General features: G+C 68.7%; 9 protein-coding genes. 8 read left to right on the top strand and 1 reads right to left on the bottom strand.

Annotated features, from left to right (window positions below; genetic code table 11):
* Positions 1 to 249: 249 nt before the first annotated feature.
* Positions 250 to 1,851 carry a glycosyltransferase family 39 protein gene (locus AC0699_RS30270; protein WP_478666663.1) on the top strand — a complete coding sequence of 534 codons (1,602 nt, stop codon included), beginning with the start codon at positions 250 to 252 and terminating at the stop codon, positions 1,849 to 1,851.
* Positions 1,852 to 2,090: 239 nt separating this feature from the next.
* Here the strand turns inward: AC0699_RS30270 and AC0699_RS30275 are convergent, their stop codons facing one another.
* Complete coding sequence (locus AC0699_RS30275) at positions 2,091 to 4,649, bottom strand: bifunctional FO biosynthesis protein CofGH (protein ID WP_478666755.1); 2,559 nt, start codon at positions 4,647 to 4,649, stop codon at positions 2,091 to 2,093.
* Between the two features lie 395 nt (positions 4,650 to 5,044).
* Between AC0699_RS30275 and AC0699_RS30280 the strand changes: the two genes are divergently transcribed.
* The 7 genes from AC0699_RS30280 to AC0699_RS30310 all read left to right on the top strand — a co-directional run bounded on the left by AC0699_RS30280 (position 5,045) and on the right by AC0699_RS30310 (position 12,959).
* Positions 5,045 to 5,581 carry an SseB family protein gene (locus AC0699_RS30280; RefSeq protein ID WP_478666666.1) on the top strand — a complete coding sequence of 179 codons (537 nt, stop codon included), beginning with the start codon at positions 5,045 to 5,047 and terminating at the stop codon, positions 5,579 to 5,581.
* Complete coding sequence (locus AC0699_RS30285) at positions 5,578 to 6,228, top strand: hypothetical protein (RefSeq protein WP_478666670.1); 651 nt, start codon at positions 5,578 to 5,580, stop codon at positions 6,226 to 6,228. The genes AC0699_RS30280 and AC0699_RS30285 overlap by 4 nt, the downstream gene beginning before the upstream one ends.
* Positions 6,228 to 10,943, top strand: a complete 4,716-nt coding sequence (locus tag AC0699_RS30290) for a putative T7SS-secreted protein (RefSeq protein WP_478666672.1) — start codon at positions 6,228 to 6,230, stop codon at positions 10,941 to 10,943. The genes AC0699_RS30285 and AC0699_RS30290 overlap by 1 nt, the downstream gene beginning before the upstream one ends.
* 3 nt (positions 10,944 to 10,946) lie before the next feature.
* Complete coding sequence (locus AC0699_RS30295) at positions 10,947 to 11,384, top strand: hypothetical protein (protein WP_478666674.1); 438 nt, start codon at positions 10,947 to 10,949, stop codon at positions 11,382 to 11,384.
* A 228-nt stretch (positions 11,385 to 11,612) separates the two neighbouring features.
* A complete protein-coding gene (locus AC0699_RS30300) occupies positions 11,613 to 11,861 on the top strand; it encodes a DUF397 domain-containing protein (RefSeq protein WP_478666678.1) in 249 nt (82 codons plus the stop codon).
* Positions 11,862 to 11,983: 122 nt separating this feature from the next.
* Positions 11,984 to 12,193: a hypothetical protein gene (locus tag AC0699_RS30305; protein ID WP_478666681.1), complete on the top strand. Its 210-nt coding sequence runs from the start codon at positions 11,984 to 11,986 to the stop codon at positions 12,191 to 12,193.
* 16 nt (positions 12,194 to 12,209) lie between these two features.
* Positions 12,210 to 12,959 carry a nucleotidyltransferase domain-containing protein gene (locus AC0699_RS30310; RefSeq protein WP_478666684.1) on the top strand — a complete coding sequence of 250 codons (750 nt, stop codon included), beginning with the start codon at positions 12,210 to 12,212 and terminating at the stop codon, positions 12,957 to 12,959.
* The last annotated feature ends 426 nt before the right edge of the window (positions 12,960 to 13,385 follow it).

Here is a 13,385-nt window from a genome sequence, read left to right on the forward strand (position 1 = left end):
CAAGCCGGAACGGCTTGTGAAACGGTATGTGACCCGTCGCCCTTCAGGCCGGTTTTGATCACTGTTCATGATGGATCTCCCGGTGCGACGTGCGGGCCCGCAGGAACCGCCGGATGAAGACGGGCCGGCCGTGAGCGGTACCCGGGCGGCCATCGGTGCGGCCGTCGGTAGGGGCCGAACGGGGGAAAACGGCCGGGCGAGCAGGTCCTGCGAGGCGCCGGACGAGAAGGGTCCACTAAGGGTTTCGGCATGTCTGTTCTCCCTTCCTCCGCGGCCCAGGGCCTGAAGCCGCGCACCGACCAGGACCCCGACGACGTCGACGGCACACGCGGCACGGAGGTCGCCGACGGCACGGGCGGCACCGGCAGCACCGGCGCGGACCAGGACCGTGCGCCGGAGGCCGCGCAACGCCCGGAGAAGCCGGCCCCGGCCCCGGCGTCGCCCGGCGTATGGATGTGGCCGGCGCTGGCCACCCTCGCCGCGGCGATGTACGGAATCGGCCGGCCGCAGATGTGGGGCGACGAGCTGACCAGCTGGGACGTGGCCTCCCGCAGCACCGGTCAACTTCTGGCGACAGTCCAGCATGTGGACGCGGTGCTCGGTGCGTACTACCTCCTCCTGCACGGGTGGATGGGTGTCTTCGGGGACTCCGCCGCGGCCGTGCGCCTGCCCTCGGCCCTGGCCATGGCCGGTGCCGCCGCCTGCGTGGCACTGATCGGGCAGCGGCTGTTCGGCCGCCTCGCCGGGCTGGCGGGCGGCCTGCTGTTCGCCCTGATCCCCGCGGTCAGCCGGTACGGGCAGGAGGCCCGCCCGTACGCCCTGGTGGTCTGCGCCGTCGCACTGGCCACCCTGCTGCTGCTGCGTGCCCTGGACCGCCCGGCGAACCGGTGGCGCTGGGCGGGCTACGCCCTGTCCCTGGCGGTCGTCGGGCTGCTGCACCTGCTGGCACTGACCGTGGTGGCCGGGCACCTGGCCGCGGTGGCCTGGCGGGCCCGTTCCGAGCGCCGGGTGCTGTTCGGCTTCTCCGCCGCGGCACTGGCCGGGGTGGCCTGTGCGGCACCCGTGCTGCTGCTGGGCAGAGCGCAGGCCGGACGGCAGATCTCGTGGATCCCCGAACCCGACGCCTGGGGTCTGCTCACGGTGTGGCCTCAGCTGTACGTGTCCGGCCTGCTGGCCGGGGCGATGATGATCCCTGCCGTGATCGCGTGGCGGGAGGACCGTGCCGCCGCCCTGTTCGGCACCGCGGTGGCGGTGCTGCCCCCGCTGGTGCTCTGGGCCGTCTCGCACGGGGACGTCTCGTACTTCTACCCCCGGTACCTGCTGTTCGTCCTCCCGGCCTGGGCCGTGCTGGCCGGGGCGGGACTCGCCGCGGCACGATCCCGGAAGCTGATCGCGGCGGCCCTGGTGGTACTCGCGCTGCTCACGCTTCCCGATCAGAAGCCGCTCCGGGAGGCGAACGGGCACTCCTGGCAGGGCCTGGACTACGAGGGAGCGGCACGGACCATCGAGAAGTTCCACGTCGCAGGTGACGCGGTGGTCTACGACCGGGCGGAGGAGCGCATGCTCGGCGTCGGCATCGGCTTCTACCTGTCCCGCGAGCTGAAGATGCGCGATGTCTTCCTCGCCGAATCGGCCGCCGACCGCCATGACCTGTCGTCGGCCGACTGCCCGGTTCCGGCCCGGTGCGTGGGGAACGAACGCCGCGTCTGGGTGGTGGCGCTCGGGACCGCCTGGGATCCGCTGCAGGCGCTGCCCGACGCCCAGGCGCAGGCCCTGCGGGCGCACTACAAGGTGAGCGGAACCGAGCGGCTGAAGGGGCTGACCGTGGCACTTCTGAGGCGCACGGGCTGAGCGAAGGGACCGGTGCGCGTCCCTCGGCGCAGCCCGCGGACCGGTCGGGGTCTTGGGCGAGCGCAGCGACTGACCGGCGTCTCGGCCGAGCGCGCGGACCGGCTCGGCAGACCGGTCCGCGCACCAGCTCGGCCCGCGGGCCGGTCCGGCTCCCGCTCAGCCCGTGGACCGGCTGCGCACCCGCTCAGTACGCGGAAGGCCGCGCACCTGCTCAATACACAGACCGGCCGCGCACCCGCTCAGTCCGTCAGCACCGGCAGCAGTTCCGGCAGGTGTCCGTCGGAAGCGGCCGCGGCCGCCACGCGCTCCTCCGGCACCTCCCCGTACAGCGTCGTACGCGGCTTCGCCGGCCGCCCCGCCGCCTCCGCGATCGCAACCAGGTCCTGGATCGAGCGGTACGAGCCGTAACTGGACCCCGCCATCCGGGAGATGGTCTCCTCCATCAGCGTGCCGCCCAGATCGTTCGCACCGGAGCGCAGCATCTCCGCCGCACCGTCCGCCCCCAGTTTCACCCAGCTGGTCTGGATGTTGGGAATGTGCGGATGCAACAGGAGCCGGGCCATCGCCGTCACCGCACGGTTGTCGCGGGTGGTCGGCCCGGGCCGGGCGATCCCGGCCAGGTAGACCGGTGCGTTGGTGTGGATGAAGGGCAGGGTCACGAACTCGGTGAAGCCCTGCCGCCCGGCCTCCAGCGCGGCCTGCTGAATCCTGGCGAGCGTACGGAAGTGGCCGAGCCAGTGCCGGGGCTGGTCCACATGCCCGTACATCATCGTCGACGAGGAGCGGATGCCCAGCTCGTGCGCGGTGGTGATGACCTCGATCCAGGTAGCGGTGGGCAGCTTGCCCTTCGTCAGGACCCAGCGCACCTCGTCGTCGAGGATCTCCGCGGCCGTCCCGGGGATGGAGTCGAGCCCCGCCTCCTTCGCGGCCGTCAGCCACTCGCGGATCGACATCCCCGTCCGCGTCGCGCCGTTGACGACCTCCATCGGCGAGAACGCGTGCACGTGCATGCCCGGGACCCGCTCCTTCACGGCCCGTGCGATATCGAAGTAGGCCGTGCCGGGCAGGTCCGGGTGGATGCCTCCCTGCATGCACACCTCGACCGCGCCGACGTCCCACGCCTGCTGCGCCCGGTCGGCGACCTGGTCCAGGGAGAGGGTGTACGCGTCGGCGTCCGTGCGCCGTTGGGCGAAGGCGCAGAAGCGGCAGCCGGTGTAGCAGACGTTCGTGAAGTTGATGTTCCGGGTGACGATGTACGTGACGTCGTCGCCGACGGCCGACCGGCGTACGTCGTCGGCGATCCGGGTGAGCGCGTCCAGCGCCGGTCCTTCGGCGTGCAGGAGCGCCAGCGCCTCGTCGTCGGTGAGCCGGGTGGGATCGTCGGCGGCGGTCGCCAGGGCCTGTCGTACGTCCGTGTCGATCCGCTGGGGCACCATGCCGGGCGCGGCGGCCTCGCGCAGGGCCTCCCAGTCGCCGTACACCTCGTCGAAGTCGTCCCTGCGGTCGCTCGTACGCCCGTCGGTGTCGATGGTGCGGTGCAGATCGGTGCGTCCGGCGGCCGTGAACGCCTCCTCCGGCTCCTGCCAGGGCCGCCCCTGCACGGGCGCGTCCTCGTCCGCCAGGCCGGTCTCCGGGTCGGCGAGCGCCCGTACGTGCGGGAGCAGCCGCGGGTCCAGCCATGGCTCGCCGCGCTGCACGAACTCCGGGTACACACACAGTCGTTCACGCAGCTCGAAACCCGCCGCCGCGGACTTCTCGGCGAGAGCGTCGATCTGTGGCCACGGCCGCTCGGGGTTGACGTGGTCGATCGTGAGCGGCGACACCCCGCCCCAGTCGTCGATCCCGGCCGCGATGAGCCGCCCGTACTCGTCGTCGACGAGATTCGGCGGCGCCTGCAGACAGCCCGACGGCCCCATGATGTGCCGGGCGACGGCCACGGTGGCGACCAGGTCGTCCAGCTCGGCGTCCGGCATGCCGCGCATCGCCGTGTCCGGCTTGGCGCGGAAGTTCTGGATGATCAGCTCCTGGATGCCGTGGTACGCCCGGGAGATCCGGCGCAGCGCGAACAGCGACTCCGCCCGCTCCTCGTACGTCTCCCCGATCCCGATCAGCAGCCCGCTGGTGAACGGCACGGAACTGCGCCCGGCGTCCTCCAGCACCCGCAGCCGCACGGCCGGCTCCTTGTCCGGCGACCCGTGGTGCGGCCCGCCGGGCTCGGACCAGAGGCGGGTGGCCGTGGTCTCCAGCATCATGCCCATCGACGGGGCGACCGGCTTGAGCCGCTGGAAGTCGGTCCAGGTCATGACCCCGGGGTTGAGGTGCGGCAGCAGCCCGGTCTCCTCCAGGATGCGGATCGCCATGGCCCGTACGTACGCGATCGTGTCGTCGTACCCCTCGGCCTCCAGCCACTCCCGCGCCTCCGGCCAGCGGTCCTCGGGCTTGTCGCCGAGCGTGATCAGCGCTTCCTTGCAGCCCAGTTCGGCCCCGCGCCGCGCGATGTCCAGTACCTCGTCCGGCGACATGAACATCCCGTGCCCGGCACGCCGCAGCTTCCCGGGCACGGTGGCGAAGGTGCAGTAGTGGCACTTGTCCCGGCACAGCCGGGTGAGCGGAATGAACACGCTCTTCGAGTACGTGATGACCCCGGGCCGGCCCGCCGCCGCCAGCCCGGCGTCCCGCACCCGGGCCGCCGACGCGCACAGGTCCTCCAGGTCGCCCCCGCGCGCCTGCAGCAGCACGGCGGTTTCACCGACATCGAGCGCGACCCCGTCGCGGGCCCGCTTGAGGGCGCGGCGCATGGCGTTCTCGGTGGGTCGTGCCGGCCGTCCGTCCGGTCGTCCGGGTGAGCCTGCGGGCTGGTGAGCGGCGTGGTGATCCGTCATGCAGTGAGCATACGAGCGCGCGCCGACAGGCAAGGGCACAGCCCGGACGTACGCCTCGAACCACTCGTCCGCCACTGCCCGGCGCAGAGCCCGGGCTGCGTGAACCTCGGCCACGCGCGCCCACAGGGCTCCTCGGCCAGGGCGCACGTCGGTCAGGGCGCACGCGGTCAGGACGTACGCGGTCAGGGCGCTCGCGCAGGACGTACGCCCTGCGCGAGCGCCGAAAGCCTCGTCACACGAGCCCAAATTGGTCACATATGGTCAGAATTGCTCGTTGCTTTCGAAAAGGACCCCATGGCAGCATCCAGAGCGTGACTGACAACGGGGATGCCGCGTCGAGGCCTGACCAGCCTTCCAGACTCGCCGAGTTGGCCGATTGGACCGTACCTGAGGCGACACCTGCCTCAGCGGCAGCTCCTGCATCGAACGCCCACGCCCCAACGGCGCCGCGCGCCGAGCCGGACGACGCACTGACAGCCGCACGGCGCGAGTTTGCACGGTTGCTCGGCGAATTCCGGCGTACCGCCGTCCTGGTGCCGTTCGATGCGCACGGGAGTCTCTGGACCGCCGACCAGAACGGTGTCCGGTGGATCTGCGCATTCTCGAACGAGGAGTCATTGGCGCGATTCGCCCGGGCCCAGGGAGACACTCGGCGCGAGTGGAAGTACCGGACGATCCTGGGCGCGCGCCTGCTGGACGTGATGGTGCCCATGCTGCCGGGACCGGGCGGCGTGGCGCTGGACGCCGGCAGCGAGGACGGGATGCTGTTCCCGCCGGTCAAGGGCATCGTGCCCGACGCGGTGGCAGTTGACCTCGGAGAACGCGAAGAAGCGGGGGGAACCGAATGAGCGGGAAGGATCCTGACCTTCAGGCGCCGCCGGAGGCGCTCGCCCACATCGTGAAGGGCATCAATCTGGCCCATTCCGAGCTCAAGGACCTCGGCATGATCGGCGAAGCGACCGCGGGCCGAGGGTTCGCGGAGCTGGCTCTGTCCGGACTGGAGCTCGGGCACGGCGGACTGGCGGACCAGTTCCAGACGTTCTGCGACCGCTGGGAGTGGGGCGTCCGGGCGCTGACGCTGAAGGGGAACGGATTCGCGCAGGCCGTGGGCCTCTCGGCCGGATCGTTCGCCGAACAGGAGCAGTACGTCAAGGACTCCATCAAGATCGGCGTCAACTCGCTCAACGGCAACCCGCACTTGAGCGAGGACGAGGTCAAGGCCAAGAGCTGGGACGAGATCAGCACCCAGTCCTGGTTCGACAACGCGGACTGGAGCGCCGAGTCGATGTCCGAGGCACACGGAGAGGTCAAACAGACCTGGAAGAACACCAGCTACGACGTCATGGACAGTCAGCTGGACGACCTGGAGCGCAAGGGCCTCATCGACTCGGAGGTACGTGAGGCCACGGACGCGAAGATGCGCGAGGTGCTGGATCCGTCGCAGGAGACGATCGCGCAGGCCGAAGAGCCTCGGTGGGGGGAGGAGCGCGACTGATGGCGTCTCTGGACGATCTCGGCAAGGCGCTCGACAAGGGCATCGACATTGTCGACCAGGGAATCGACAAGGCCAAGGAGAAAGCCGGGGAGGGAATCGACTGGGCAACCGACAAGGTCGGCGACGGGCTGGACAAGGTCGGTGCCCACGACTGGGCGGACAGCGTCGAGGACTGGGGTGACGAGACCGCGTCCTCGCTCGGCGCCGACGTCGGCGAACAGCAGCTCGGCCAGACCGAGGAAGCAAACGAGCTGATACACGGCAACCCGGGGAAGATCGCCTCGTCGGTGAAGAACCTGCGGGACTTCCAGAAGGCGTTCGATCTCGTCGGTGCCGGGATGAAGAAGCTCGACTCCGGTCACTGGAAGGGCGAGGCGGCCGACGCGTTCCGGAAGAAAGCCTCGACGCTGCCCACCGACTGGCTGCACGCCGCCGACGCGTTCGAGGACGCGGCGAAGGCCCTGGAGACGTACTCCACGGCAGTCGTCAGCGCTCAGGGCAAGGCGAGGGAAGCGATCGCCCTCTACAAGGAGGGCAACAAGGACTCCCAGACGGCCGCCGACGCCTACAACAAGAAGGTCGACGCCTACAACGCCGCCCGCAACAGCGACAACCCGCCGCCCAGGCCGGGTCCCTTCACCGATCCCGGCAAGGCCAAGCGCGAACGGGCGCAGGAGATCCTCAAGGAGGCCCGCCGGCATCGCAACGAGGCCGCCGACACCGCGAAGACCGCCATCAACGCGGCCCTGGCCCATGCCCCCGAGGAACCCACCGGCCGGGAGAAGGCCAAGCTCGAACTACTGGACTTCGGCCTGGCCCAGGGCGTCGAGATGACCCACCTGACCGGTGGCGTCGTGAAGGGCGCGGCGGGCCTGGTCAACTTCGTCCGCTCGATCGCCCCGGTCGACCCCTACAACCTGGCCCACCCGGCCGAGTACTACAAGGGGGTCAACACGACCCTGGCCGGGCTGGCGTCCACTGTCGCGAATCCGGACCGTGCGCTGAAGAACGCGTGGGAGGCCGCGAAGGGCGACCCGTCCGAGTTCATCGGGCGGCTCATACCGGAGATCTTTGGCACGAAGGGCACCGGGCTCGCCAGGGGTGGCCTACGCGCCGGTATGAAGGGCCTCCCCGACAAGCCGCCGACCAAGGCTCGCGAGGGACAGACCAAGGACCCTGACGGCAAGGGCAAGCAGGAGTGTGAGACGAAGTGTGACGGAGACCCCGTCGACATCGCGACCGGACGAATGCTCCTGCCACAGACGGACATCGCTCTGCCCGGTTCTCTGCCTCTGGTGTTCCGGCGCACCTTCGATTCCTCGTACCGCGCGGGTGGCTGGTTCGGCCCGACCTGGTCCAGCACCGTGGATCAGCGCCTGGAGATCGACGCGGAAGGCGTCGTCCTCAGCTGCGACGAGGGCAGCCTGATGGCCTATCCGCATCCCGCCCCCGGCGTGCCCGTCATGCCCACGCACGGGCGGCGCTGGCCCCTGGACCGGGTGGACGGCGGCTACACGGTCACCGACCCGGAGACCGGCCGGGTCTGGCACTTCGCCGACCACACGGACGAGCTGGCCCTCCTGGCTCAGATCGACGACCGCAATGGCCGCTGGATCACCTTCGAACACGACGACGCCGGCGCCCCGACGTCGATCGTCCACCACGGCGGCTACCACCTGAAGCTCACGACTCACGAGGGCAGGGTCACCGCCCTGCATCTCGCGGGCGCGGCGGCGGACGGCTCGGACCAGGAGATCACGCGATACGGCTACACCGACGGCCATCTCTCCGAAGTCACCAACTCGTCAGGCCGTCCATTGCGCTTCGGCTGCGACGAGCACGGTCGCATCACGTCCTGGACCGACACCAACGGCAGTCACTACGACTACGTCTACGACGATCTCGACCGCTGCGTGTACCAGTCCGGTACGAACGGCCACATCGAATCCCGGTTCACGTGGGACGACACCGACCCGGACACCGGCCTGCGGATGACCTCCATGACCGACGGCCTCGGCCACACCAAGCGCTTCGTGGTCAACGAGCGCTCGCAGGTCGTGGCGGAGATCGACGCGAACGGCGAAGTCACTCGGTTCGAGTACGACCGCTACAACCGGTTGCTGGCCGTCGCCGACCCGCTCGGCCACGTCACCAGCACCACGTACGACGAGCAGGGGCACCCGACCGCGGTGGTCCGTCCGGACGGCCGGGAAGTGTCGGCGGAGTACGACGGCCTCGGGCTCCCGGTGCGCATCCGGGGCGCGGACGGCCAAATGACGCGCCAGACGTTCGACGACCGCGGCAACCGCACGTCGGTCACCGACGCGTCGGGTGCGACGACGCGGTTCTCGTACGACGAAGCGGGTCATCTGACGACGGTGACGGACGCGTTGGGCCACGCCAATGCCGTGCGCTGCGACAGAGCCGGCCTTCCCGTCGAGATCAGCGATCCGCTCGGTGCGACGACCAGGTACCAGCGGGACGCGTTCGGCCGCCCCATCGCCATCACGGACCCCCTCGGCGCGGTCACCCGCCTCGAATGGACCACCGAGGGCAAGCTCGCACGACGTGTCGAGCCGGACGGCAGTGCGCAGTCGTGGACGTACGACGGCGAGGGCAACTGCACCAGCCACACCGACGCCATGGGCGGTGTCTCCACGTACGAGTACACCGACTTCGACCTGCTCGTGGCCCGGACCGGGCCGGACGGCGTGCGGTACGAGTTCGCCCACGACACGAACCTGCGTCTGACCCGGGTCACAAATCCGCAGGAACTGACCTGGGACTACGAGTACGACGCGGCGGGTCGGCTCATATCGGAGACCGACTTCGACGGCCGGACCCTGACGTACGCGTACGACGCGGCCGGGCGGCTGGCTTCCCGGACGAACGGTCTCGGCCAGAGGGTGCGGTTCGAGCACAACGCGCTGGGCCAGATCACCCGCAAGGACGCCGAGGGCTCCGTCATCACGTACGAGTACGACATCTTCGACGAACTCGCGCTCGCGGCGAACCCGGACGCGACGCTGACCCGGCTCCGCGACCGCTACGGGCGGCTCAGGTCCGAGACGGTGAACGGCCGGAAGCTTGCCTTCGAGTACGACGGCCTGGGCCGACGGACGGGCAGGACGACACCGGGCGGGGCCGTCAGCACCTGGTCGTACGACGCGGCGGGCCGCCGCACGGAGCTGACGACGTCGGGCCGTACGCTCACTTTCGAGCGCGACGCCGCAGGCCAGGAGCTCGCACGTCACATCGGCGAGACGGTCACGCTCACGCACGCCTTCGACGCGATGGGCCGCCTCACCGACCAGCACGTCACTGGTGCGGACCGCAGCCTTCAGCGCCGTGGTTACACCTACCGCGCGGACGGCAACCTCGTCGGCGTCGACGACCAGCTCTCGGGCGCCCGCCGCTTCGACCTGGACGCGGCGGGGCGCGTCACTGCGGTCCACGCGGCGAACTGGACTGAGCGATACGCGTACGACGAGGCAGGCAACCAAACCGAGGCGTCCTGGCCTACGTCCCACCCGGGCCAGGAGGCCACCGGAAGTCGCGCCTACACCGGCACGCTCATCACCCGCGCTGGCAACGTCCGCTACGAACACGACGCCCAGGGCCGCGTCGTGTTGCGGCAGAAGACGCGTCTGTCGCGCAAGCCGGACACCTGGCGGTACGAGTGGGACGCAGAGGACCGGCTCAAGTCGGTGACCACCCCGGACGGCACGGTGTGGCGCTACCAGTACGACGCGCTGGGCCGCCGAATCGCGAAACAACGCCTCGCCGACGACGGCCACGCGGTCGTCGAACAGGTCACCTTCGCATGGGACGGCGCGACCCTGTGCGAGCAAACCACCGAGTCCGTCGACCTGCCCAACCCCGTCTCCCTGGCGTGGGACTACGACGGCCTCCATCCCCTGGCCCAGACGGAACGCATCCTTTCGGCGGACGCCCCGCAGGAGGCGATCGACGAACGCTTCTTCGCCATCGTCACGGATTTGGTGGGCAGCCCGAACGAACTCATCGACGAGTCGGGCGGCCTGGCGTGGCGCACGCGGAGCACGCTGTGGGGTACGACGACGTGGGCGACGTCGAGCACGGCGTACACGCCGCTGCGGTTCCCGGGGCAGTACTTCGACCCGGAGACGGGTCTGCACTACAACTTCTACCGGCACTACGACCCCGAGACGGCGCGCTACCTCAGTTCCGATCCCCTTGGGCTCGGCGCGGGCCCCAACCCCTCAAGCTACGTTCACAATCCCTTCGCCTGGGCAGACCCGCTCGGCCTGACGCCATGTCCTCCCAAGGGAGAGCGTTCCAACCCCTTCAAAAACCGGCAGGATGCCGAGCGCGCGGCATTTGAAGCTGCCGGAGTACCCTACGGAACTACCCCCGACTCGCAATGGGTGGTCACCGGCGATAAGCGAATGAAGCATATGCCAGGATATGTCTACGCAAAGGATGAAACCCACTGGGGTAACTTCCGCCAGTTCGAGACCGAAAATGGATCTCGCGTAGTCGTCGAGCACACTCACGATCCGGCAGGTCGGCACTTCCACGCCGGGGGACCGAAGGGAAAGACCCTAGAGGAACAGACTCGCTCCTTCGTGAATTTCGGCTGGGATAATTCCGTGGAAGGCTATCCAAAAATGGAGCGCTATCGGGCGATCGACAAACCCGGCGGCGATCACCACTTCTTCTACGAGGGAGAATGAGCAATGCCTCAAGAGCAGGCACTATTGGAGAAAGTCCAGAACAGTCGCCTCAACTCTTTCGGACTCGCGAAATGCGTCGGCGGAATTACGGTCGACAGAGCCTGGCGCATGGTCGCCAACTTCGAAGTGGAGCCGTCCGCAACCGCCCCTTTGAAGGGCGAACGAACAGCAGAAGAAGTCAACCTACTCTGGAGGCAATTGGCGCAGGAGTCAGGAATCTTTACCGATAATGGCAAATTTCTCGTCACGGCCGTCACGACCGGAAGCAGCGAACTAGGCTGGGTGGAGGTCCAGTTGACGCCCGAGACAGACATCTCCCGCCTCAGGGATGACCAAGGCAGAATCGAATTCATTGCACGGTCCCACAGCGGACACCACATTTGCGGGGTAACCGCAGAAGAGTACGACTATTGGATCGTGTCGCTACCGGTATACGACTGAGCCCCTCGGAACTGATTCCCTTTCCGAATCGCTATACTGTAGACCGGATATGGTACATAATCCAAGGGCAGTAGAGCCTTCCTTAGTGACACATGGCACCGAAAGCCCGGAAGCAGAGTTCCAGCGACTTCGCCGACACACTGAGGCCCCGCAGTACGCGAAACACCTGAGCTCGGTGATTTCTTCCGCCGTTCACCTGGGCACGACTGTTGATTTGGTGGGAGAACGATGACCGCGACTGAGCTCGACTGGTTCAAGAGTAGCTACAGCGACGGCGAAGGCGGCGACTGTGTCGAAGTCGCCTATGACTGGCGCAAGTCCAGCTACAGCAGCGGCGAGGGCGGCGCCTGCATCGAGGTCGCCGCCTGCCCCACCACCATCCACGTCCGCGACTCCAAGAACCTCACCGGCCCGCAGCTCACGTTCTCTCCCGCCAACTGGGCCGCCTTCGTCTCGTACGCGCAGCGCGGCGCATGAGGTCAGCAGTAACCCAGCATCCCCGGCGAGTCGCTGTCCACGGTGACGATGCCCGGCGGATACTGCCGCGGGCTGCGAGGGTTGTAGGGGCAGCACAGCAACGGTGAAAATCGAAGTAGGGGATGAGCAGCGTGGCCGTACTCGTCTTGTCCGGACTCCTCGCGCTCGCCGTGGGAGGCTGCGTCTGTGTCGTATGGGCGGCGCGGGGCGGCCCGCGCTGGGTGCGTGGGGTGGCCGCCGTAACCCTGGCGGCGGGTGGGCTGATGCGCCGGTCGGGCAGTACGGGTGGCGGGAGTCGAAGCTTGGGCCAACGCGGCGACTCGGACGGTTAGGGAGACTGTGGCACAAGTGGGGGACAACGACATTGAAGCGCTGCTGAACCACTTTCTCACCGGCCTGCGCGAGACGCTGCCACTGGTTGCCCTGTGGGCGCACGGCTCGCTGGCGCTGGGAGACTTCCAGCCCGGCCGCAGCGATCTCGACATCGTGGCGGTCATCGAGTCCGGCGTGACCGACGCCCAGCGGCATCGGCTCAAGCGGCTCCATCGGGCCCTGGCTGAGGAATTCCCGGCGGCCGCCAAGCTGCACTGCTCTTACGTGGTGCGCGAGCAGCTGCCGGATCCGGGCGTCCGCCATCTCACGTGGGCTCATCAAGAGCTGCTGACCCGGCCGGTCACTCCGGTCAGTCGCCGTGAACTCCACACGGGGGACCCTGTCCTCTTCGGCTCTTCACCCACCGAGCTTCTCCCCCAGGCCAGTGACGAGGAGCTCTCCGCCTTCATCCGGGCCGACCTGGAAGGCTTCTGGCTGCCCGCCACGTCGAAACCGACCCTCTGGCTCCGGGACATCTGGGTCGACCTCGGCCTGCTGACCGTGGCCCGGGCGACCGTCACCCTGGACGACGGGCGCCTCATCACCAAGGGCGAAGCCCTCGATGTCCTCCGAGCCATGGGCGCTCCACCCTCCGTCGTCGCCGACATCCACGCACGACGCTACGGCTCCACCGCCTCGCACCCTCTCCACCGCCGCCTTCTTCGCGCGCACCGGGCCCGCACCTTCACCCGCATGACCATCAAGCGCACCTTGGCGCCGCGTTGACGTAGGAACGATCAGCCCCTACTCGCGTGGGGAGGCGTCGGTGACTGACGGCCGCACCTACGGTGATCGCCGACTTGGTAGGTCCTCGGCCATGGATCCGAACGCCTACCACTTACGTCATGGAGCACCCACCTCAGATTTACCCCATCCGCCCGGTTTTGGCCCCATCGACTTTTCCGCGACCCGGTACACCAGAACCCGGTGCGCCACGGCGCCAAGTAGTCAAAGAACCCAGGGAAAGAACCTTCCCAACCCCTCCCCCAGCCCCCTCACCCGCCAAGCTCACTCACACGGGTGATCTGTTCCAACCCAGCTGGCGTATGCCATTTCGCGGTGCAGGCTCGGCTTCGACAACCGCACACATGCAACGGCCCCCGGCCGGGACTGGCATCCCGATCGAGGGCCTGACCACCGAGGAAGAAACAG

The sequence above is a fragment of the Streptomyces sp. NPDC043870 genome (assembly GCF_056435785.1).